Genomic DNA, 22,622 nt, shown 5'->3' with positions numbered 1-22,622 from the left:
AACCCTACCGTTTATGCCTCCGGAAGAACACCATTTAGCCATTAAAAATATGGTTTGCCAGCGTTGCGTGCGGGTAGTTAAAGAAGAACTCGAAAACCTGGGCCTGGAAGTAAAAGTCATTGAACTAGGTGAAGCCACCGTAACCGGAAATGCCGGTTCAGAGCAGATAAAACAGGTTTTAGCTAAGGCTGGATTTGAACTCCTGGAAGATAAAAAGGCTCGCCAGGTAGAACAGATCAAGAATTTCATTATCCAGCTGATCCAGGAACCCGAAGCCCGCCACCTGAATTATTCCGACCTGATCGCCGAACACGTAGGCAAAGACTACCACTATTTAAGCCAGCTTTTTTCTTCCTCCGAAAACGTTACGATCGAGAAATACATCATTCTTCAGAAAATTGAACGAGTAAAAGAGTGGCTGGTTTACGACGAATTAACGCTGAGCGAAATGGCGTATAAACTCGGTTATAGTTCCGTAGCGCACCTTTCCAGTCAGTTCAAACAAGTAACCGGCTTTACGCCCACGGCCTTTAAGAAACTGAAAGCGCATAAGAGGAAACCGCTGGATAAAGTGGGGAAGGGGTAATGATTGAATGAGAGAATTATTGAATGAGAGAATGGGCAATAGGGTAATATTATTTAGCAGTGTTTTTTCGGGCTGTTGCCATTACTGATAGAATTTCAGTTATTTCCTTCTGAAGTGCCATTGTATTAGCATTATTAATTATTTCTGCTTCCGAAATTATTTCCAGCCAGAATAAAGATTCATCTGCTTCCTCCACTACAATTGAAAGTTTTGAATGAAATTCAGCTGCTGAGCGGGCTCTGCAGACTGCCCGGTAATTTGCCGCCACTGAAGTCGCTGAACGGAGTAACTGCCGTTTAATTATCAGGCTTTCATCTGTTCGAGGTAGAGCCTTGGAGAAATGAATGACATCTAAAGCAAATTTCTTTGTCCGCTTTTTAAAAGTATCTGCAAAATTAACTTTTGTTTGCACCATGTTGTGAAAATTGTTCACTCCAAACGCCATCTTCTAAAATAAAATTCCCACTTCAACCTGAGAAATCTTCTCCCACAAAATTATTGCTTAATTCAATCACTCAATCACTCAGTCACTCTCTAATTCAATCATTCCATAATTCTATAATTCAAACTCACAATTCTGTAACGCTTTCCACAGCAATTGCCTGTACTTTTGTACTGTTCACAACCGTATAAAACGCTATGGAAACGTACGACAAAACTACTGATACCGATATTATAGAAACCACTTTTCCGGTGAGCGGCATGACCTGCGCGGGCTGTTCGGCCAGCGTAGAAAGCATGCTCAAAAGCCAGCCCGGTGTAGAAAACGCGCAGGTGAATTTTGCCGGCATGACGGCCACGGTAATATACCACCCGGAAGAAATTTCGCCGGAAAAAATGCAGAAAGTCGTGCAAAGTATTGGGTACGACCTGCTCATCCTGCCTTCCGAAGCCGACGTGGAAGCCCTGGAAAAGCAACGTGAAAAAGATTACAATACCCTGAAAAAAAGAACCATCGGTGCTTTGCTTTTAGCGGTTCCGGTCGCCGTGCTTGGCATGATGTATCACCACCCGTCGCCCACGCTGAAATGGGTAGAACTGCTGCTTACCTTGCCGGTAGTTTTTGGTTTTGGCTGGCCCTTCTTTAAACGGGCTTTCGCGCAGGCCCAACACGGCCGTGCCAACATGGATACTCTGGTGGCACTAAGTACCGGCGTAGCTTTTATTTTCAGTGCTTTCAATACCATTTATCCGCAATATTTCGAAAGCCGGGGGTTGCAGGCCCAGGTTTATTTCGAAGCTGCAGCCGTGATCGTCGGGTTTATTTTACTTGGGAAATTGCTGGAGGAACGGGCTAAAACCAAGACTTCGGCGGCCCTTAAAAAATTGATCGGTCTGCAACCTAAAACCGTAAAACGCCTGAAAAACGGTACCGAAAGCGAAGTAAAGATCGAAGAAGTGCTGATGGGCGATGTGCTTTTGATCCGGCCGGGCGAGAAAATTCCGGTAGACGGCACCGTGGTGCAGGGCGAATCTTTCTTAGACGAAAGCATGCTGACCGGCGAACCGTTGCCGGTTTCTAAAGCATCTGGCGCTTCGGTTTTCGCCGGTACCATCAACCAGAAAGGCAGTCTGCAGATCGAAGCCCGCAAAGTAGGCGGCGCCACCATGCTGGCGCAGATCATTAAATCGGTGCAACACGCCCAGAATTCCAAACCGCCCGTGCAACAGCTCACCGATAAAATTGCCGGTATTTTCGTGCCCATAGTCATTGCGATTGCGCTTATAAGTTTTGCCGCCTGGATGTTCTTCGGCAGCAGTTCAGAATTAAGTCACGCCTTGCTGGCTTTTGTAACGGTACTTATTATTGCCTGTCCGTGCGCGCTAGGTTTAGCCACGCCAACGGCTATTATGGTGGGCATCGGAAAAGGCGCTGAAAACGGGATCCTGATCAAAGACGCCGAAAGCCTGGAAAATGCTTATAAAATGAATGCGCTGATCCTGGATAAAACCGGCACCATCACCAAAGGTAAACCCGAACTGACTGATATGCGCTGGAACGCTAAAATTACAGATCCCGCGCCCTTAAAATCGGTTTTACTGGCATTGGAATCCGCTTCGGAACATCCTTTGGCAACGGCAGTGGTCAATCATCTGAAACAGCAAAACGTAGCTTCAGTGCAGATCGAGAATTTTGAAAGCATAACCGGCCGCGGCGTGAAAGGCAACTTCGGTGGAAAAACGTATCTGATCGGCAATAAAAAACTGCTGAACGAAAACCTGGTACTGCCCGATCCGGAACTGGAAAAACTGGCCCTGCAATGGGAAAGGGAGGCTAAAACGGTATTGTTTTTCGCCGAAAATGTGCAAATGGTGTGCGTAATTGCCGTAGCCGATGCCCTTAAAGAGACGTCCGTAGCCGCAATTTCCGAACTCAAAAACCTGGGGCTGGAAATTTACATGCTCACCGGCGATAACGAAGCCACCGCCAAAGCCGTGGCCGAACAAGCCGGAATAAAACACTATAAAGCCGGCGTAATGCCTTCCGAAAAAGGGAATTTTGTCGAGGAACTTCAGCGGCAAGGCAAGATCGTAGGCATGGTTGGCGACGGCATAAACGATTCCGAAGCTTTAGCCAAAGCCGATGTAAGTATTGCGATGGGCAAAGGAACCGACATTGCCATGGAAGTTGCCCAGCTAACCCTCATGCACTCCGACCTGAACCACATACCCAAAGCCATTAAACTTTCGCGCAGCACGGTTCGCACCATTCGCCAGAACTTATTCTGGGCCTTTATCTACAACGTGATCGGAATTCCGCTCGCTGCCGGTGTATTGTATCCTGCCTACGGATTCCTGCTCGATCCGATGATCGCGGGGGCTGCCATGGCGCTGAGTTCGGTTTCGGTGGTTACCAACAGTTTGCGGTTGAAAGGCGTGAAATTGTAAAATACATGAAATCTTAAAACAAAAATGGCCGGTTAATACCGGCCATAATTATTTCGATTTGTTTCCCGAATATTGAACGTGAATTTAAACTCATGTTTTGTGGAAATTGGCTTTCCCTGGTAGGTACCGGGTATCCATTTTCCGGGATATAATTTTAAGACCCTGATTATTTCTTCCTCACAACCAAACCCAATCTCCGACTCTGCTTTATGATTGGTTTCATTTCCGTTTTCATCTACGATGTAAGAAATTACCACCTGGCCGGTTATGGCAGATTGACCTGCCTCTGCAGGATATTTTATTTTTAACGTTCTTTTCAGGTTAATCGCCTGCCCATCGGTCTTATCAATAAGAAGAGGAGCAGTTTGTAAAGATTTTCTGACCGTTCCTTCGGGTAAGATCACGTCAAAATTCATGTTCTCCCGAATTTGTGGGTTGCGATAAGTTACCTGGTTTACGTTATAGTCAAGCGTTCGGACCGTATCTCCCCAGGGAGCTAAAGTATGCCATTTACCTGTTCTTTTCCCCTCGCTGTAATTCCCGACCTCGCTTAAATAAGCTTTTTCGTTCGTAACCGCATATTCTTTCCAGGAGCCGGTTCGCCGATCGTTTTTGTATTTGCCAATGGTATTGATCTCTTTGGTGCCGGGGAAAAACTCGATCCAGGTACTGTCTTTCTGATTGTTTTTATAATAGCCGGTTTCAAAAGTGATGTTCGAAACCTTCATAATATATTTCCCTTCCCGGATCTTTTTGTTCGATTTCAGTACGTGGTAAATCTCGCGGTAAGGAGGGCTTTCATGGTCCTTGATCACCATTTTAACTTCCTGCGCCTGAACCTCTAATGCCAGGGTACTCATGAGCAACAATAAGAATGATCGCATATTTTTTTGCTTGCGAATAAATAAAAGAATGGGTGAAAGCTGTTTTCCGGAAAGTTAAATCAGGATGTCGGCTTCAATTAAAAAAAAACAAAACGCAGTCTTTCTGTTAAAAGCGCAGTTGAACTGGTTTTATTGAATAGAAAATTTGATCGGGAGAACCATTCTGGTCGTTACCGGCTTGCCATCCAGCATGCCAGGTTGAAATTTCCAGGACATGAGCTTCGATACCCTCATGGCTTCAGCATCTAAACTGGGGTGTAATTTGGTTTTAACATAAAAATCAGCCGGGTTTCCTTCCTCGTTCACCGAAAATGCAATTACCACGGTACCTTCAACCCCGGCTCTTGCGGCTTCCATCGGATAACGGATCTCGTTTATAAATGGCTTGCTAATCAATTCATTCCCAAATTTATCCGGAATCAGGCTTGGGGCACGTTCCAGTTTTCGTTTTTCCCAATTATTATTCAGCAATACTTCATATTCCAGGGAGTCAGGCTGCGGTTTTTCATAGTAGATTTTATTCAGACTGTAATCATAAACTTTGGTAACCTCGCCTTCAGCGTTAAAAAACTGCCACGATCCTGCCCGTTCGCCATTTTTATACAATCCTTTTTCACTTAAATAGATCACATTATTGCCAAACGTACATTCGTGCCAAATGCCCGATTTCTGATCGTTCAGATAATTTCCCTGGGCCATAATGTGTTCAGTTCCTGGGAAGTAATAAGTCCAGGTGCTGTCTTTCAAGTTATTTTTATAAAACCCCTTTTCAGCCACGGTTTTATAAAGCGTGTTGATCTGCTTGAATTCGCCGTGTTTTATCTTTTCGTTTGCTTTCAGCACGTAAAACTCCTCTCGGATACGGCGTTGGGCATTATAATCAACGATTTTTTTAACTTCCTGCGCCTGAACCTCTAATGCCAGCGTAGCGAAAAGAGCAAATATTAAAAACCGCATTTCCCTGAATTTTCGTTTTACATCAAGTCCGCCAGTTCCAGCCAGCGCTCACTTTTCTGGTCTATTTGCTTACTGATTTTTTCAATTTCTGCCGCTTTGGAAGCTAATTGTTCGTGGTCCAGTCCGCCGCTGTTCAATTCGCCGGTCAGTTGGTCGCGTTTGGTTTCCAGTTCGTCAATTTCTTTTTCCAGCTGCTCGTATTCCTGTTTTTCTTTGTAAGAAGCTTTGCGTTTGGTTTCGGTTGGCAGGTCGGCTTTGGGTGCGGCGGCAACGGCCGCTTTGGGTTTTTCATCCGAAACAGATACCGTTTTATCCTGTTCTTTCAGCCATTCGCGGTAATCGGTGTAGTTGCCCGGGAAATTGCGGATCTTGCCGTTGCCTTCAAAAACGAACGCGTGGTCTATGAGCTGATCCATGAAATACCGGTCGTGCGAAACAATCAGCAGACAGCCGCCGAAGTTCAGCAGGAAATCTTCCAGAATGTTGAGCGTGATAATGTCCAGGTCGTTGGTCGGCTCATCCAGGATCAGGAAGTTCGGATTTTTGATCAGCACGCGCAGCAATTGCAAACGCCGTTTTTCGCCACCGCTCAGTTTACCTACCATGGTATATTGCTGGGCCGGCGGAAACTGGAAATGCTGTAAAAACTGCGAAGCCGAGATCGTTTCGCCTTTGGCCGTTTCCACAACTTCTGCCACTTCTTTTACAATGTCAATTACCCGCTGATCTTCCTTGAAAGTAAGCTCGGTTTGGGTATAATATCCGAAAACTGTGGTCTGGCCGCGATCTATTTCGCCGGAATCGGGTTCCAGTTTACCGGTAAGCATGTTCAGCAAGGTAGATTTTCCCATACCGTTCGGCCCGATAATACCAATGCGGTCCTGCTTTTTGAACACGTAAGAAAAATCGTCGATCAGTTTTTTGCCGCCGAAGGATTTTGAAATGTGGCTTACTTCCATAATCTTGCCGCCCTGGCGGGTGGTTTTCACCGAAAGCTCCAGGCCCGGGCCGCTGGCTTTGCCGGCCGCTTTTTCCTTGGTTTCATAAAATGCATCGATCCGGCTTTTCGATTTTGTGCCCCGGGCTTTTGGCTGGCGGCGCATCCATTCCAGTTCCTTGCGCATCAGGTTGCGGGCTTTGTCTACTTCGGCACCGGCCATTTCTTCGCGTTCGGCTTTTTTCTCCAGGAAATAGGCGTAATTGCCTTTGTAAGAATATACCTGTCCGCCGTCCAGTTCCGCAATCTCGGTGGCAACTTTATCCAGGAAATACCGGTCGTGGGTAACCATTAAAAGCGTTTGCTGCTGGGTTGAAAGCAGGTTTTCGAGCCATTCAATGGTGTCCAGGTCCAAGTGGTTGGTAGGCTCATCCAGGATCAGAAGATCGGGTTCAGTGATCAGCATGCGGGCCATGGCCACGCGTTTGCGCTGCCCGCCTGAAAGGAATTTTATCTGCTTGTGCAGGTCATGGATGCCGAGTTTCCCCAGGATCTGCTTTACTTTCTGTTCGTAATCCCAGGCGTTCAGGTCGGTCATGCGGTCCATCGCGCGTTGCATCACGTCGTGGTCCACATCAGGGTTTTCCATTACGGCTTCATATTCGCGGATCGCATCCAGCGTATCGTTGGTACCGGAAAATAAGGCATCCTGCACGCTCGCTTCTTCGTCCTGAAAAACCGGGTTCTGGCTTAAATAGCCCACTAAAATGCCGTTTCTGGTGCTCACCGAGCCTGAATCAGGCTGTACTTCGCCGGCCAAAATGCGCAGCAAGGTGGTTTTGCCGGTGCCGTTCACGCCCACCAAACCCACGCGCTGACCGCGGTTTATGCCAAAATTAAGGTCTTTAAAAAGCCAGCGTTCGCTGTAATTCTTCGATATATTTTCTGCCGAAAGGTAATTCATGGCGCAAAGGTACGCATTTATGACGTGGAAAGCAGGACAAAACGCTAGGGTTTCGGGCTAAAAAAGTGCATAACGAAAAAGCTGGAACAGGAGGCTGATCCCTTTTCTTATATGGAATAACACTTTTAATCAATTTTACTGATGCGCACCACGCAGCCGGCTATTATATCGTGCAGGGTTTGGTGCCGGTGATTAAAAAGTGCAACCAGAAAACCGCCGAAAAATAATCCGACGGACAGGAATTTTCCCAGATAACGTACCGTTGCCTGCCCGAAACTTATGCGTTGGCCGTTCAGGTCCGTTACTTTTATTTGCATTACGATCTTACCCACCGTTCCCTGCCGCGTCGAAGACTCCATCATGGCGTAATACAGCCAGTGAATAATTGTAAAATACATATTGGCGTATAGGAATTTCCCCAGGTAATCGAAGTTGGAAATAAAGGTAGGAAATTGTGGCAGGAGTAAGCCGGAAGAAAGATCTGGGGAATAAGGGTAGCCAATAATGAAATATAACATCAGGCTTTGCCCGAATAAAAAAAGGCAGGTATCAATCAAATAGGCAGCAAAACGCACCTCAAGGCTTCCATAGGCGGCCGATCGCCGGATGACTGCGTGTTTGTTGTAAGGAATGGTTGCCATGGGCTTGGGTGTAAAGATGTTTTCCGCTCATCATTATTCAGTTTAGGGTGCAATAAGTTTGGAGTAGGGTAAAAGAAATCAGAATAATAAACTATGTCTATATTTTGGATTATTTTAAGCTGCTTTCACACAGGTATCTGATATATTAAACGTTGCTGCCCGAAAAAAGTATTATTACCCTGATTAATTTTTTGTAAAAATATCTATAAAATCGGTGAGTTTAAGGAAGTTACATAACAGGGATCATTGCTGGTGTGAAAACGCTGCAAAGTATTGGACTTAATCAAGTCAATATCAGTGGTTAGGAAATAGCACCAGTTCCAAAATGCTTATTTATTTTGTTTAACCTTGTGCAGAACTTTAGAGTTGGCCTCCCGGCCAGATAATTTATAAAAACGGTAGGCTTTTCAGGTTAAAAACCCGGAAGCTGGCCGAAAGAATAAAATATCCGGTTCCGGCGTTTTCAATCCCGAAAAAGCAGCTTAATTTCGGCCCTCAGATAATACATTATGCCAGAAACAGAACTGAAAAATTTACCTATCGGCATTTTCGATAGCGGTATTGGCGGATTAACGGTTGCCCACGCCATTACTAAAATTCTGCCCCACGAACAGCTCATTTATTTCGGCGATACGGCCCACTTACCTTACGGCGATAAATCTACGGCTGCTATTCAGGCTTATTCGGTTAAGATCTGCGATCTGCTGATCCGCCAGCGCTGCAAGGTAATTTTAATCGCCTGCAATTCTGCTTCGGCGGCGGCTTACGAACTCGTAAAAGAATACGTAGGCAGTAAAGCCAAGGTACTGAACGTAATAGACCCCACGGTGCAATACATCGGCGAACAATATCCGGATAAAACCATCGGCCTCATCGGCACCAAACAGACCGTAAATTCCAATGTGTATAAAAAGAAAGTAGATGCGCTGGATAAAAATATAACGCTTAATTCACTAGCAACTCCTTTACTGGCGGCCATGATCGAGGAAGGTTTTTTCAACAACACCATTTCCGAAAGCGTGATCAGCACCTATTTGTCTGACCCGCATTTGCAAAACATCGAAGCGCTTATATTGGGCTGCACCCACTATCCTCTTATTAAGAAGCAGATCGAGAAATTCTACGAAGCCAAAGTAGATGTGTTAGATACTTCCGAGCTGGTAGCCAAATACGTAAAAAGCTTCCTGCACCAAAACCACCTGGCCGCCCAGAAACGCACTGCCGAACATAAATTTTACGTTTCCGATTTTACAAGATCTTTCGAAGAGTCTACCCGCATTTTTTTCGAAAAAGCAGTACAGCTGGAACATTACCCTTTGTGGGAATAAAAACGCTAGGGTTTATCGCTTCAAAAGTCAAAACATTATCCCGAAAACCTGGTTGTATAATTAAGAGATCTTCTAAGCGGTTTTATAAATTGTTTTCAGTCGGATAAAAAAAATATTTTCAGTCGTCAACGTGAAAAGGTTAGGACTTTGCATTAGCCGAAAAAGTTAATATTCCGATATCAGCATTTAACTACCTTCGTCTTTCAATTCTTTATTAGAATAAAACAAATATATACTGAAAATATACTAGGGTTTAGTATATAGTAAATAAAAGTTAAATTGTTTTAAATCAATGTTTTATATAGCTTTCTTGTGAAACATATTGGTGCTTTTTGAAGTTTATAGATAATTATTTGTAATCTGGGGTGAATTCAATTTTGGTACCTGGTTGCAATTTCATCACATCTTCCTTAAGCACGATTGTTATGAGAAACGCGAAACATTTCCTCGCCCTGTTCATCGTCTTTCAGGCCCTGGCAACACAAATTCACGCCCAGAATACAAACCAGAATGCATCCGGAAATTTTACGCCGGAAGTTGAAGCCTGTGGTACTTCCGTACTGCACGATAATTTGCTCCGAACAAATGAAGGTTTTCGCCAGCGAATTGCGCTGAACGAAAACCTGATCCAGACCGCTTTGAGAACAGATCCTGAAGCCCGCACCAACCAAAATACCGGCCAGGTTCTGGTTATTCCGCTGGTTGTACACATTGTTCACCTGGGCGAGGCCGTTGGAACCGGGAATAATATTTCCGATGCCCAGGTAAACAGCGCCATTGTTGCCCTGAATGATATTTATCGCAAGAAAGCCGGCACTTATGGCGCCGGAGGCGGAGTAGATATGGAAATTGAATTTCAGCTTGCTACCCGCGACCCGAATTGCAACCCTACTACCGGTATTGTGCGCATTAATGGCAGCGTTGTACCCAATTATGCAACCCAGGGAATAAAATTGCAGTCTGCCGGGGCCGATGATGTAACTATTAAAAACCTGAGCCGCTGGCCCAATACCGATTATTATAATATTTGGGTAGTGAGCGAAATTGATAACGGAGGCGGTACCGCAGGCTATGCTTATCTCCCGGGAGCACCGGGCAATTTAGACGGTACGGTACTGTTAAACCAGGCTTTTGGGACTATGGGAACTGCCTCCAGCGGCATGAACCGGGGCCTTACCCTGGCTCACGAATTGGGGCATGCTTTCAATTTGTACCATACCTTCGAAGGTGATAACGGCGGAACTGGCTGCCCGCCTGTGGTGAATGGTTGCGGTTCCGGCCAGGGCGATTGCGTTGCTGATACCGAGCCGCACAGACGCTCCAATAGCGCATATAACTGGTCCTGTCCTGCCGGAGCGATCAATACCTGTACCAATGCACCCATCGGGAATGTCTATAAAAACTACATGGATTATAATAGTGAGACCTGCCGGACCGAGTTTACGCAAGATCAGAAAGATCGCGTGAGAGCGGCTATTAGCCTTTTCCGGCCAGGGTTACTGAATTCGCAAAGCCTGACTACCGGTAGTGTAAGCGTGCCGCTGGCTGCCACCTGTTCGCCGACCGGTACAGTAGTTAGCAATAATTTTAGCATCGGCATCTATAGCGTTAGCATCGGCAATTATACCGTTAAATCCGATGGCACCGTTGGCGATAATGCCATGATAGTAGACCGTAGCTGCCACCAGCAGTTCGGGCTGGAAGGCAATGCCGCTTTCCCGATCTCCATAACAACCGGGCCAGCCAATAACGAGAATGTGCAGGTTTACCTGGATTATAATAGTAACGGAACCTTTACCGATGCAGGGGAACTGGTCTTTAATTCCGCCAATGTGAGAACCCAACATAACGGGACCTTTAGCCCGCCGGCAGGAAGATCCTTCAATTCGGCCCTTCGTCTGCGGGTTATTAGTGACTTTGCTGGAAACCCAATAACGGGCCCCTGTTACCAGCCGCAATACGGACAGGTTGAAGAATATACCGTTTCTTTCTTAAGCCCGCTGCCGGTTCATTTAGAAACATTTACCGCCCAACTGGTACAGGATCAGGTTTTGCTCAGGTGGAAAACGGCTCAGGAAACTAATAACCATTACTTCGAAATAGAACGTTCCGGTAATTCTAAAGATTGGCAGCTGATCGGCAAAGTAAACGGTTCCGGAAATTCTTCCGTCCCGCAGGCGTATACATTTACCGATGCCGATCCAATTCAGGGACAGAATTATTACCGTCTGAAGCAGGTTGACTACGATGGCCGTTCGGAGTACAGTTTTATCCGTTCCGTAGCCAATTCCAGCAAGAGGGGTAGTTTTACCATTTATCCAAACCCGGGCCGCGGGCAGTTTACCATAAAATCTGAAAAGGCATCTGTAACCCCGGTTCACTTGCGGGTCTTCGATACCAATGGCCGGCTGATTTACCAGCAGCAATCGGTTCAGAACGAACATCGATTTTCTATAGAAGAGCACCCAAGCGGAATGTATTTGTTGGAAGTGATATCCGGGAAAGAAGTAAACCGGGTAAAACTTGTAAAAGAATAAAGAAAACACAAGGCGACGGTCTTTCAAAATAGGCAAGTATATAACGCCCGAAATTCAACGCCCTTCCTTCATTCCTTCTTAGGAGTTTTAAGGAATTACTGAAATCACGCATAAACCTGTACCTTTGCCCGGTTAAAAACGAAAACGCCCGGAAATGCTGGCATTGGTGCTTTGTCTGGTTTTGGTATTGAGCATGGTCGTGGTGCTGGCCTACGCCGAGCGCAAGATCGCCGCGTTCATGCAGGACCGCCTCGGCCCCATGGAAGCCGGACCCTACGGTAGCCTGCAATCGGTACTGGATGTAGTAAAACTGATCCAGAAAGAAGACATTGTACCCGCCGCGGCCGATAAATTCCTTTTCAAATACGCCCCGGTTATCATTTTTGCCGCCGTATTAGCCGGTTTCGCCGTTATTCCTTTAACCCCCGCTTTCATTCCCTCCGGAACTTCCCTGGGCGTTTTTTATTTACTGGCCATTCTTTCTTTAGACGTGATCGGTTTGCTTATGGCGGGCTGGGGTTCCAATAATAAATTTGCCGTTTTAGGTGCCATGCGCTCCGTTGCGCAGATCGTTTCGTATGAAATTCCCGCCGGGCTGGCCGTTCTTTGTGTAGTAATGATCTCGCAAAGTTTAGACTTCCAGGAAATCAGTTTTCAGCAGGGTATTCTAGCGCATCAGACCGGCACCACCAATTATCTTTTTGGCATCAAAGCGCTGGGAATCAATACAAATGAAATTGGCGGGTTTACGACCTGGAATATTTTTCGGGCACCGTTTTTACTAATTGCTTTCCTGATTTATTTTATTGCCAGTTTAGCCGAATCCAACCGCGCACCTTTCGATATTCCCGAAGCCGAATCGGAACTCGTAGCCGGTTTCCACACCGAATATTCCGGTTTCCGGTTTGCCGCGCTGTTCCTGGCCGAATACGCCATGATGTTACTGGTTTGTCTGGTTGCCGTTGTCCTTTTTTTAGGCTCCTGGAATACCGTTTTACCCAACCTTGGTTCCATGAAACTTGCCGACTGGACCACCGGCCAGCCCGGCACACTTTCCGGTCACCTCTGGGGACTTTTCTGGCTGCTTAGCAAAACTGCAATCCTTTTATTTATACAGGTAGCCATTCGCTGGACCTATCCGCGTTTGCGCGTAGACCAATTAATGTATCTTTGCTGGAAAGTGCTCACGCCGGTTGCGCTGGGGCTGGTAATTATTGCGGCTTTCTGGCGCTTGTGGATGGTAGGATAGGAGAGTTTTGAATGAGAGAATTACTGAATTATTGAATTAGTGATTGATTGATAATTTATCTAGGTCATCCCGAGCCTGCGAGGGAACTAACTCAGTTTACAAACTGCGATAGATTCCTTCTAAAGTCGGAATGGCAAAAAGCAGTCGGAATAAAAAAAATGCTATCCTTTCAGCCCTGAAAAGTCGAAAGGCCAAAAATAAAGCACAAACCAAAAAGTACTCCCCTGTTTTTTGGGGAGGATTTAGGTGGGGTTATGATGGAAGAAAAAAGCACATGGTGGCAAAACGTAAAAGGCCTTTTACAAGGCTTTAACCTCACGTTGCGCCATTTTTCCAAAGCCCGCAATCACCGCCAACCCATAGGAATCAATCATAAAGACTATTTTTTCCAGCCTGAAGGCCTCGTAACGCTTAATTACCCGCAGGAAAGTTTGCCTGTGCCCGACAAAGGCCGCTACCGCCTGCACAACGAAATTGACGATTGCATTGTCTGCGATCTGTGCGCCAAAGTCTGCCCGGTAAACTGCATCACCATCGAAAGTGTAAAAGCTACGGAAGAGATCGGCATCACTTCCGACGGCACCAAAAAGCGCCTTTACGCCCCGGTTTTTGACATCGACATGGCCAAATGCTGCTACTGCGGCCTTTGCACCACCGTTTGCCCCACCGATTGCCTGACCATGACCAACGTGTACGATTTTCCGGAAGTAGATATCAAAAATATGATCTACCATTTCACCGATCTTACCCCGGAGCAAGCGCAGGAGAAACGCGAACTTTTAGAAAAACAACAAGCGGAAATCGCTAAAGCCAAAGCCGAGGCCAAAGCAAAGCTTGCCGCGAAAGGAGGGAGCCAAACATGATCCCGGTATCCGTAATTTTCTACGTTTTTGCCACGCTTGTTGCAGGCTCAGGTTTATTTATGGTACTTACCAAAAACGTGCTTTACGCTGCTTTTTCATTACTGATCTGCCTGCTTTCGCTGGCGGCCATTTACGTTTGTCTGTTCGCCGATTTTGCCGCCATTGCCCAGATCATGATCTACGTGGGCGGCGTGTTGGTACTCATTCTTTTCGGGCTGATGCTGAGTTTGAAAAGCAGCGATGCAGCCCAGACTTCGCCTTCCCGAAATCCGATCAAAAGCTTTTTGCTGGCCGCTTCGGTTTTAGTTGGTTTGCTTTTTTTGATCTTCAACTCAAATATTACGGCGCTGCCAGGTTTAGGAAATATTCAGCCGCAATTTCTGACCCAGAAAACCAGCATTTACCATCTCGGCATTGAGTTTATAACTACTTTTGCGCTGCCTTTTGAATTAGCTTCGCTGCTTTTACTGGCCGCTTTGGTGGGTGCCGCTTACATCAGCGCAGGCTCCAAAATAAAATGAACCAGATTCCTTTAGAACATATCTTAGGCCTTGGCGCCGTTTTATTCTGCCTTGGTTTGCTGGCCGTTTTCAGCAAACCCCACGCGGTAGTGGTTTTAATGGGCATAGAATTGATCTTCAATGCTGCCAACCTGAACCTGATCGCCTTCAGCCGTTACGACCCCGAAATTTCCGAAGGGCAGCTTTTTGCCTTGTTCGTAATGGTAGTAGCCGCCGCCGAAGCCGCTGTTACCCTGGCCATTGTCTTAAGAGTGTACCAGCTTTTTAAAACCAGTAATGTAGATGAACTGAACACGCTGAAAGGGTAGTGTAGTGATTAATGATTAGTGGAAGGCAGATTATCTGAAAAAGTCCCACTTTGGATGGGTAGGGAGAGGTTAGCCGCTTTATAAATTGTTTTACCAAAAACGCTATAGTTTCAGTCCGAAAAAGTCCGTCAGCTGAAGCAAACGGCAATAGATAAATGAATACCGTTACGCCGTTGTTAGTGTTTTCACCAACAACTCAATACCAACAACCAACAACGAATTAAACCCTGAACGACACCGCAATCATATCTCAGATTTCCGAAAGCTTAACCGGGCAACTGGCTGTGGGTTTGTTGCTCGTTCCCTTCGTTTCGTTTCTGATCCTGTTTTTCTTCGGCCGGAAACTGCCCAGTCAGGGCGATTGGCTTGCTACTTTAACCGGCGGAATCAGTTTTATTTTATCCTTTGTCATTTTTACTCAAATATGGACCGGAACTCCGCAACATTTCCGCTGGACCTGGTTTAGTTTAGGCGAAACTACCAAAACGTTAGATTTTAGCGCCGGCATTTTGCTCGATAATTTAGCCGCCGTGATGCTGGTTTTGGTAACGTTCATTTCGCTGCTGATCCAAGTTTTTTCCATCGCCTACATGCACGGCGACAAGCATTATTCCCGTTATTTTGCCTATCTCGGTTTGTTTACCGCTGCCATGATCAGCATTATTCTGGCCGATAACCTGCTGTTGCTTTTTATGGGCTGGGAACTGGTAGGTTTTGCATCTTATCTGCTCATCGGTTTCTGGTTCGAAAAAAAGGCTGCTGCCAAAGCTAGTCTGAAAGCATTTCTGATCAATCGTCTCGGCGATGTAGGGCTGCTGCTGGGTTTATTCGGCCTTTATGCTTTATTCCAAACCTTCGACCTTACCGAACTTAATAACAGTTTTTCAGCCCAAAACCCTACCATTTCCACTTACCTGACTTTAATTGGTTTGGGTTTGTTTTGTGGTTGTATTGGTAAATCGGCGCAGTTTCCGTTGCAGGTTTGGTTACCCGATGCCATGCAGGGCCCCACGCCCGTTTCGGCTTTGATACACGCGGCCACCATGGTGGCCGCCGGGGTTTATCTGCTGGCCCGTTGCTACGCTTTTTTTACGCCCGATGCCTTGTTGATAATTGCCATCATCGGAACCCTTACGGCGCTGAGCGGCGGTTTGGCGGCGCTTTTTCAGCACGATATCAAGCGCATTTTAGCGTATTCCACCATTTCGCAGCTGGGTTTTATGGTAATGGGCATGGGAACCGGTAATCCGGAAGCTTCGTTGTTTCATTTAATTACCCACGCATTTTTCAAAGCTGCTTTATTCTTGATCGCCGGCATTGTAATTCATGCCATGCACCAGGGTTTAAACGCGCTGCCTTATCACGAAGAAGTTGACCGCCAGGATATCAGGAACATGGGTGGTTTGCGCAGGATTTTACCAATAACGTTTATCGCGTATTTGCTGGCTTTCGGGGGAATTGTAGGCTTACCGTTTTTCTCCGGGTTTCTTTCTAAAGATGCCATTCTGAGCGGGGCCTGGGCCTGGGCCGAAAGCAAAAATAACCGGCTTTATTTCCTCATTCCGGACATCGGGTTTATCAGCGTTTTGCTCACCGCTTTTTACATGACGCGCCAGCTGCTTTTCGTTTTCTTCGGCAAATTCCGCCTGAATCTTGACCCGAAAACGCTCCGGCATTCCATCCGCAACGAAGCTTCGGTTTTGATGTTGATCCCGGTAGTTTTGCTGGCTTTGCTTTCATTGGCTTCGTTCTTCGCCGTCAATCCGTTTAATGCTGCTTCCGGCTGGCTTTACGGGGGAAACCAGCTCATGCCCCAATTGCCAAACATGCTGCTAAGAGCAATTGCTGAAAACCACGAAATTCATGTGTATACAGCCTTTCTTTCCACTACTTTAGCGTTGGCCGGAATTGCTTTTGCCTGGTTCAAATACCGGAACCTGGAACTGAAAATTGGCCGCGTAGCCAGCGCCTATTCAGCAGAACCATTAAATCCGATTGCCCGCTTTACCTTCCGGCAGTTTTACCTCAACGAACTATACCGTTTTGCATTTATAAAACCCGCCCTGAAACTCGGGAAAACGGTAGCCTTTTTTGATAAAAAAGTCATTGACGGGCTGCTGCATTTCTTCGGTATGATTGCGGTGGTAGGCGCGAAGATCATCGGCTGGTTCGACCGGATTTTCATCGATGGCTTCGTGAACTTACTGGCCTGGTTTTCCGGCAGCTTAGGCAAAATGGGTAGAAATTTACAGGGCGGCGAACTGCAAAGCTATTACCTTTACGCGCTGCTTGGTTTAATGCTGGTAGTGCTTTCAATTTTAGTTTTATAATCAGACCGGGCCAAAGCTGCTTTAAAAAGATACATGGATCATCTTTTAAGTCTTTTAATTTTTCTTCCCTTACTTGTGGCAGCCATTATTCTGGCGGTGCCTTCGCGTTTCATTAAAGCCATAAAATTGCTTACGCTTGGCGCGGCTGCGGCAGTATTAGTGCTGAGTTTAATGACCTGGTTCAGTTTTAATCCAAGCCAGCCAGCTTACCAGTTCGTAGAAAAAGCAGATTGGTTTGGCTTGCAACTTTCCAGTTTTGGCTATTTCCAGGTGCAGTATTTTCTGGGCGTAGATGGCCTGAGCATTGCCATGGTGTTGCTTACCGGCATTGTAGGCGTAATTGGCGTACTTTCTTCCTGGAACCTGCAAACCAAAAATCCGAAGGGTTATTTTGCGCTTTATCTGCTTTTGCTGGCCAGCGTAATGGGCTGTTTCCTGGCGCTGGATATGTTCCTGTTCTACCTCTTTTTCGAATTCATGCTCCTGCCGATGTATTTCCTCATTGGCATCTGGGGCGGGCCACGCCGGGAATACGCAGCCATCAAATTCTTCCTTTACACGCTTGTAGGCTCACTTTTTATCCTGATCGTCATGATCGGTTTATATACCTCGGTTATCGATCCGATTGCCACGGCCGCGCGCGCCGGACTTTCAGCCAACCAAAACGCTACCCAATTCCTGCTGCAAACCGGCAAACTGGCTTCCGAAAACCTGGTGCACACCTTCAGCATACCGGCCATGACCGAGGCAGCCAATTATATTCCCGGCAGCATGTTGCATTTGCTTTCGGACAGGGAAATTTTTGGGTATCCGGCGCGGTTGCTGGCTTTCCTGGTTTTGTTTGCGGGTTTTGCCATTAAAATTCCGGTAGTGCCGGTGCATACCTGGCTGCCCGATGCGCACGTAGAAGCGCCCACACCCATTTCGGTCATGCTGGCTGCAGTTTTATTGAAAGTTGGCGCTTACGGCTTATTCAGGATCGCTTTTCCGGTTTTCCCCGAAGCGGCCGTTTATTTCAGTTCGTTCATCGCCGGATTGGGCGTGCTTTCCATTTTGTACGGAGCCTTTTGCGCGCTGGCTATGAGCGATCTGAAAAAACTGATCGCTTATTCTTCCGTGTCGCACATGGGTTTTGTGTTGCTCGGTTTGGCTTCTTTCACCACCGAAGGCGTGAGCGGCGCGATCTACCAGCTTTTCAGTCACGGTTTAATTTCAGCCATGCTTTTCCTGGTAGTAGGCGTACTTTACGACCGGTATCATAACCGCCAGATCTCCGGTTTTCGGGGTTTGGCTTCCGCTTTGCCGGCGTTCACTTTTTTCGTGGTAGTAGCTTTTTTTGCTTCCTTAGGCTTACCGGGTTTATCGGGTTTCATTGCCGAATTGCTGGTTTTATTGGGTGCTTTCACCTCGGCTTCGGCCAATGGTTTATTAAGCCGTTGGTTTGCCGTTTTAGCCGCCTTTGGGATCTTGCTGGGCGCGGCTTATTATTTGTGGGCGCTGCAACGCATGTTCTTCGGTAAATTCTGGATTAAACCCGAATTACAAACCGGAACTACACCGCAGGATCTGACCGCCCGCGAATATTTCATGCTTGTGCCGCTGGCAATACTGATCCTGGCCTTCGGAATTTTCCCGCATTTGCTTTTAGATAAAGTAAGTCCGGCCGCGGCAGGTTTTGTAAACACTATGCTTTCGGAAGGAAAAACGAATTTGCCGGAAATGTTAAATTTGCTGCCCTAAATGCGTTTTCCTCCCGAAATCACCCGTTCGCTTTTGCCGAAACTGGAGCAGATCCAGGCTTCGCTGGACGTGCTGGCGCCCGAAGGGTTGCTGGTGGCGCTTTTCCTTTTGTTGCTTTTATTGGGCTTATTCCGAAGCAATTCCATCTTAAAAATGCTGCCCGGATTTACGGTTTCTGGGTTGTCGGGCATTATTATTTTTCAGTTTTTTATGATTGAAAATTCGCCGGGATATTTTGGGAAAATGCTCGTAGCCGACGGCCTGGCAAATTACGGGTTCCTGCTTTTCAGCGCGGCGGGCATTTTAACCGTTTTGCTTTCCGAACTTTACCCGCCTTTAAAAGTCCGTTCCGGCCGCAGTGAATATTATGCCTTCATCGTTTTGCTGGTACTGGGCCTGAGTTTTATGGCAAAAGCGACCAACTTGCTTTTTCTTTTCCTGGCCATCGAAACCGTTTCCATTGCTTCATATTTCTTAACGCTCCGCCTCCGCGAAGAAAAACCTGCTGCCGAAGCTACGCTCAAATACCTGCTTTTCGGGGCCGTTGCGGCCGGAATTATGCTTTACGGCATGTCGTTTCTGTACGGCTTTACGCAATCGCTGCAATTCACGGAACTTAGTTTCTGGCAAAAATTAAGTTTGGTGCCAAAACCCATTTTAACCATGGCGCTGGCCTTAACCCTGGGTGGGTTTCTGTTCAAGCTGGCGGCGTTTCCGTTCCAGTTCTGGGCTCCCGATGTATATCAGGGAGCGCCTACGCCGGTCGTGGCTTTTTTCTCCACGGCGCCCAAAGCTGCCATTTTGATCGTGCTGATCCGGTTTGTAAGCGTGCTGGATAATGAAACTTTAGCGCCGCATTTTCAGAATCTGTTTCTGATCCTTGCGGCTTTGTCTTTCTTAACCATGCTGGCCGGAAATTTTACGGCGCTTTGGCAAACCAATGTGAAAAGGCTTTTGGCTTATTCTTCGGTGGCGCACGCAGGTTTACTTTTGGCTGTCGTTTTACTTCCCGCTGAAACCCGAAACGCTACCATTCTTTTCTACGTCACCATTTTGCTTTTCAGTAACTGCGGGTTGTTTTTAATTATTCAGATTGCCGAAGAAATGACCGGTTCCAATGCTGTTGCTGCGTTAAGCGGTTTGGGTAGAATTTTTCCTTTTCTGGGCGTTGCAACTACCATTCTGGTAATTTCTTTAACCGGATTGCCGCCCACCGCCGGCTTTACCGCCAAGCTGCTTTTATTTACCGGCCTTTGGGAAAATTATGCCGTCACCAAGCAGATCTGGTATTTGGTGCTGCTTTTAGCGGGATTGGTTTTTACCGCCGTGGCACTTTTTTACTACATAAAGCTACCGTTTTTCCTGTTCTTCCGGAAAACAGAAGTTGCGCCCGCCCGAAAGTTTGGTTTAGCGCCTAAACTCTTGGTAACTTTGCTGCTCCTTCCGGTAGTTTATTTTTTCTTCCGGGCCGATGCACTTTTAAGCTTTATTCAGGGTTTTACTAACGGAAACTAAATAGCCGAACATGAATAACGCTAGGGTTTTAGAGTTAAAAAGTCAGAAAGCAACTAAAGAAAACGCTATGGTTTAAGCGCTGAAAAGTCTGAATAAACCAATTTAGTTGAATAGAGAACGCTGAGATTAGCGCCCAAAAGTAAAAAGAAGTATTTTCGAAAGATCCTTTTTCTGAATAAAAAAGGATTTGAAAGAAGTTTACCGAGCAACGAAAAACGAACAACGAATAACGAAATTAAATGAGTGACGCCATAAAACACGAATGCGGAATTGCGCTGATCCGGTTAAGAAAACCGCTTTCGTATTACGCCGAAAAGTACGGAACGCCCCTTTACGCGATCAATAAGCTGTATCTTCTTATGGAAAAACAGCATAACCGCGGACAAGACGGGGCCGGAATTGCCAGCATAAAAATAGATGCTGCTCCGGGCACCGAATACATCAGCCGCGACCGTTCGGTTAAAACCCAGGCCATTAACGATATTTTTGGCAAGATCGGGGAAAAGTACAGCAAGCTGAAAAAGAAAAACCCCGATAAAATAAACGATTTGGAATGGCTCCGGCAAAACATGCCTTTTTTAGGCGATGTTTACCTGGGCCATTTGCGTTATGGCACCCACGGCGAAAACAAGATCGATAACTGCCACCCAATGGTAAGGGAAAATAACTGGCGCAGCCGCTCGCTGGCCGTAGCCGGTAATTTCAACATGACCAACGTGGAAGAACTTTTCCAGAAACTCGTTGAGATCGGGCAGCACCCAACCCATAAAGTAGATACCATTACGGTGCTCGAAAAGATCGGCCACTTTCTGGATGAAGAAAACCAAACGCTGTTCGACCATTACAAAAAACAAACCGATAGCAATACCGAAATTACCGGACTGATCGAAGAAAACCTGGACCTGCAGCGCGTTTTAAAAAGAGCCTGCAAAGATTTCGACGGGGGTTATGCGATGGCTGGTTTAACGGGTTACGGCGCTTCATTTGTAGTGCGCGATCCTTCCGGCATCCGTCCGGCGTATTATTACATGGACGATGAAATCGTGGTAATAGCCTCGGAAAAACCGGCTATTAAAACGGCTTTCGGCATTGAATACAACCAGATAAAAGAAATTACCCCGGGCTGCGCTTTAATTGTAAACAAGCAGGGCGAAGCACAGGAACTGGAAATTACGCCGCCCCGCGAAAAAAGAAGCTGCAGTTTCGAGCGTATATATTTCTCGCGCGGCAACGACCCGGAAATCTATACCGAACGTAAGAATATGGGCCGTTTGTTGTGTAAGCAGATCCTGGAAGCCATTAATTTCGATCTTCCGAACACCGTTTTTTCTTATATCCCGAACACGGCCGAAACTTCTTTCCTGGGCATGATCAAAGGCATGGAGCAATACCTGCGCGAACACCGCATTGCTTCCAGTCACGACAAAGCCATCACTTCGGATCAGCTCGATGAAATTCTCACTTTCCGGCCGCGCGTTGAAAAACTGGTAATTAAAGACGTAAAACTGCGCACCTTTATTACCGACGACAGCAGCCGCGACGACCTGGTTGCTCACGTTTATGACACGACCTACGAGGTGGTGAAAAAAGGCATCGATACGGTGGTGGTAATAGACGATTCAATTGTGCGCGGCACCACGCTCGAGAAAAGTATCATCCGGATGCTGGACCGCCTCGAACCGAAAAAAATAATCATCGTTTCCTGTGCGCCGCAGATCCGTTATCCCGATTGCTACGGCATCGACATGTCGCGTTTAAAGGAATTCGTGGCGTTCCGGGCCATGCTGGATTTGCTGGAAAAAACCGGCCGGAAAGCTCTTTTGCAGGAAGTGTATGAAAAGTGCAAAGCCGCCGATGGTACTGAAGCCATTACCCGGCAGAATTTTGTGCAGGCGCTTTTTGAACCTTTCACGGCCGAAGAAATTTCAACTCAGATCGCTAAAATTGTTAAAGCGCCGGAAGTGAAAGCGGAAGTGGAGGTAATTTACCAGACCATCGAAAACCTGCACCAGGCTTGCCCGAACCATAGCGGCGACTGGTACTTTACCGGAAACTATCCCACTCCGGGCGGTAACCGCGTGGTAAACAGGGCCTTCATTAACTTTATGGAAAACAACCAAGGCAGAGCTTATTAATTGTATATAGTAAAAATCTAATCTAAAGCAGGACTTTAAAAAGTCCTGCTTTTTTTTGTTTCAGCCTATTCGTAAAATATCAATAAAATATAAAATGATATAATATAAAATGTAAAAAGCAATATATCAGGAAAGTATTATATTGTTCTAATATGTTGCTGAATGATGTTTTTTATTAAGTAGCTTTGCTTTGTTAAATAATTTGCAAAATTTACATAAAATTTTATGTGCAAATAAT

At 46.4% G+C, this 22,622-nt stretch carries 17 protein-coding genes; 12 read left to right on the top strand and 5 right to left on the bottom strand.

Going from position 1 to position 22,622, the window contains the following annotated elements; translation table 11 throughout:
• The first annotated feature begins 13 nt into the window (after window positions 1-13).
• Window positions 14-586, top strand: a complete 573-nt coding sequence (locus tag I5M27_RS16605) for an AraC family transcriptional regulator (RefSeq protein ID WP_200507454.1) — start codon at window positions 14-16, stop codon at window positions 584-586.
• A gap of 49 nt (window positions 587-635) precedes the next feature.
• Here the strand turns inward: I5M27_RS16605 and I5M27_RS16600 are convergent, their stop codons facing one another.
• Window positions 636-1,001, bottom strand: a complete 366-nt coding sequence (locus I5M27_RS16600) for a four helix bundle protein (RefSeq protein ID WP_200507453.1) — start codon at window positions 999-1,001, stop codon at window positions 636-638.
• A 224-nt stretch (window positions 1,002-1,225) separates the two neighbouring features.
• On the opposite strand from I5M27_RS16600, the gene I5M27_RS16595 reads away from it, so the two are divergent.
• Window positions 1,226-3,475: a heavy metal translocating P-type ATPase gene (locus I5M27_RS16595; protein WP_200507452.1), complete on the top strand. Its 2,250-nt coding sequence runs from the start codon at window positions 1,226-1,228 to the stop codon at window positions 3,473-3,475.
• A gap of 32 nt (window positions 3,476-3,507) precedes the next feature.
• Here I5M27_RS16595 and I5M27_RS16590 read toward each other — a convergent pair whose 3' ends face one another.
• The 4 genes from I5M27_RS16590 to I5M27_RS16575 all read right to left on the bottom strand — a co-directional run bounded on the left by I5M27_RS16590 (window position 3,508) and on the right by I5M27_RS16575 (window position 7,858).
• The gene (locus I5M27_RS16590) at window positions 3,508-4,359 is read right to left on the bottom strand and encodes an energy transducer TonB (protein WP_200507451.1); all 852 of its coding nucleotides are present in this window, start codon (window positions 4,357-4,359) and stop codon (window positions 3,508-3,510) included.
• A 129-nt stretch (window positions 4,360-4,488) separates the two neighbouring features.
• On the bottom strand, window positions 4,489-5,316 hold the full coding sequence (locus I5M27_RS16585) for an energy transducer TonB (RefSeq protein ID WP_200507450.1): 828 nt from the start codon (window positions 5,314-5,316) through the stop codon (window positions 4,489-4,491).
• Between the two features lie 17 nt (window positions 5,317-5,333).
• Entirely contained in the window at window positions 5,334-7,217 is a 1,884-nt protein-coding gene (locus I5M27_RS16580) for an ABC-F family ATP-binding cassette domain-containing protein (protein WP_200507449.1), read from the bottom strand.
• 125 nt (window positions 7,218-7,342) lie between these two features.
• The gene (locus I5M27_RS16575) at window positions 7,343-7,858 is read right to left on the bottom strand and encodes an RDD family protein (protein ID WP_200507448.1); all 516 of its coding nucleotides are present in this window, start codon (window positions 7,856-7,858) and stop codon (window positions 7,343-7,345) included.
• A 509-nt stretch (window positions 7,859-8,367) separates the two neighbouring features.
• Here I5M27_RS16575 and murI point away from each other — a divergent pair.
• From murI to I5M27_RS16525, 10 genes are all read left to right on the top strand, one after another.
• Window positions 8,368-9,186 (top strand): glutamate racemase, encoded by an 819-nt coding sequence (gene murI / locus I5M27_RS16570; RefSeq protein WP_200507447.1) that lies wholly within the window; start codon window positions 8,368-8,370, stop codon window positions 9,184-9,186.
• 425 nt (window positions 9,187-9,611) lie between these two features.
• Window positions 9,612-11,723 carry a zinc-dependent metalloprotease gene (locus I5M27_RS16565; protein WP_200507446.1) on the top strand — a complete coding sequence of 704 codons (2,112 nt, stop codon included), beginning with the start codon at window positions 9,612-9,614 and terminating at the stop codon, window positions 11,721-11,723.
• 154 nt (window positions 11,724-11,877) lie between these two features.
• Window positions 11,878-12,972, top strand: a complete 1,095-nt coding sequence (locus I5M27_RS16560) for a complex I subunit 1/NuoH family protein (RefSeq protein ID WP_200507445.1) — start codon at window positions 11,878-11,880, stop codon at window positions 12,970-12,972.
• A gap of 254 nt (window positions 12,973-13,226) precedes the next feature.
• A complete protein-coding gene (locus I5M27_RS16555; RefSeq protein ID WP_234462568.1) occupies window positions 13,227-13,835 on the top strand; it encodes a NuoI/complex I 23 kDa subunit family protein in 609 nt (202 codons plus the stop codon).
• Window positions 13,832-14,356: an NADH-quinone oxidoreductase subunit J family protein gene (locus tag I5M27_RS16550; protein WP_200507444.1), complete on the top strand. Its 525-nt coding sequence runs from the start codon at window positions 13,832-13,834 to the stop codon at window positions 14,354-14,356. The genes I5M27_RS16555 and I5M27_RS16550 overlap by 4 nt, the downstream gene beginning before the upstream one ends.
• Window positions 14,353-14,664 (top strand): NADH-quinone oxidoreductase subunit NuoK, encoded by a 312-nt coding sequence (gene nuoK, locus I5M27_RS16545; protein ID WP_234462567.1) that lies wholly within the window; start codon window positions 14,353-14,355, stop codon window positions 14,662-14,664. The genes I5M27_RS16550 and nuoK overlap by 4 nt, the downstream gene beginning before the upstream one ends.
• A 284-nt stretch (window positions 14,665-14,948) precedes the next feature.
• Entirely contained in the window at window positions 14,949-16,994 is a 2,046-nt protein-coding gene (gene nuoL / locus I5M27_RS16540) for an NADH-quinone oxidoreductase subunit L (protein ID WP_317193613.1), read from the top strand.
• A gap of 33 nt (window positions 16,995-17,027) precedes the next feature.
• Entirely contained in the window at window positions 17,028-18,734 is a 1,707-nt protein-coding gene (locus tag I5M27_RS16535; RefSeq protein WP_200507443.1) for a complex I subunit 4 family protein, read from the top strand.
• Complete coding sequence (locus I5M27_RS16530) at window positions 18,735-20,249, top strand: NADH-quinone oxidoreductase subunit N (RefSeq protein ID WP_200507442.1); 1,515 nt, start codon at window positions 18,735-18,737, stop codon at window positions 20,247-20,249.
• Between the two features lie 239 nt (window positions 20,250-20,488).
• Window positions 20,489-22,384 carry an amidophosphoribosyltransferase gene (locus tag I5M27_RS16525; RefSeq protein ID WP_200507441.1) on the top strand — a complete coding sequence of 632 codons (1,896 nt, stop codon included), beginning with the start codon at window positions 20,489-20,491 and terminating at the stop codon, window positions 22,382-22,384.
• Window positions 22,385-22,622 lie beyond the last annotated feature (238 nt).

This window comes from Adhaeribacter terrigena (genome assembly GCF_016623615.1).
GTDB classification, from domain to species: domain Bacteria; phylum Bacteroidota; class Bacteroidia; order Cytophagales; family Hymenobacteraceae; genus Adhaeribacter_A; species Adhaeribacter_A terrigena.
This window is presented reverse-complemented; position numbering and strand designations above follow the sequence as displayed.

Coding starts and splice junctions, on each gene's coding strand:
- I5M27_RS16525 (WP_200507441.1), top strand. CDS start 20,489: ATGAGTGACGCCATAAAACACGAATGCGGAATTGCGCTGATCCGGTTA.
- murI (WP_200507447.1), top strand. CDS start 8,368: ATGCCAGAAACAGAACTGAAAAATTTACCTATCGGCATTTTCGATAGC.
- I5M27_RS16580 (WP_200507449.1), bottom strand. CDS start 7,217: ATGAATTACCTTTCGGCAGAAAATATATCGAAGAATTACAGCGAACGC.
- I5M27_RS16600 (WP_200507453.1), bottom strand. CDS start 1,001: ATGGTGCAAACAAAAGTTAATTTTGCAGATACTTTTAAAAAGCGGACA.
- I5M27_RS16565 (WP_200507446.1), top strand. CDS start 9,612: ATGAGAAACGCGAAACATTTCCTCGCCCTGTTCATCGTCTTTCAGGCC.
- I5M27_RS16585 (WP_200507450.1), bottom strand. CDS start 5,316: ATGCGGTTTTTAATATTTGCTCTTTTCGCTACGCTGGCATTAGAGGTT.
- I5M27_RS16575 (WP_200507448.1), bottom strand. CDS start 7,858: ATGGCAACCATTCCTTACAACAAACACGCAGTCATCCGGCGATCGGCC.
- I5M27_RS16535 (WP_200507443.1), top strand. CDS start 17,028: ATGGATCATCTTTTAAGTCTTTTAATTTTTCTTCCCTTACTTGTGGCA.
- I5M27_RS16550 (WP_200507444.1), top strand. CDS start 13,832: ATGATCCCGGTATCCGTAATTTTCTACGTTTTTGCCACGCTTGTTGCA.
- nuoK (WP_234462567.1), top strand. CDS start 14,353: ATGAACCAGATTCCTTTAGAACATATCTTAGGCCTTGGCGCCGTTTTA.
- I5M27_RS16605 (WP_200507454.1), top strand. CDS start 14: ATGCCTCCGGAAGAACACCATTTAGCCATTAAAAATATGGTTTGCCAG.
- I5M27_RS16560 (WP_200507445.1), top strand. CDS start 11,878: ATGCTGGCATTGGTGCTTTGTCTGGTTTTGGTATTGAGCATGGTCGTG.
- I5M27_RS16595 (WP_200507452.1), top strand. CDS start 1,226: ATGGAAACGTACGACAAAACTACTGATACCGATATTATAGAAACCACT.
- I5M27_RS16590 (WP_200507451.1), bottom strand. CDS start 4,359: ATGCGATCATTCTTATTGTTGCTCATGAGTACCCTGGCATTAGAGGTT.
- I5M27_RS16555 (WP_234462568.1), top strand. CDS start 13,227: ATGATGGAAGAAAAAAGCACATGGTGGCAAAACGTAAAAGGCCTTTTA.
- I5M27_RS16530 (WP_200507442.1), top strand. CDS start 18,735: ATGCGTTTTCCTCCCGAAATCACCCGTTCGCTTTTGCCGAAACTGGAG.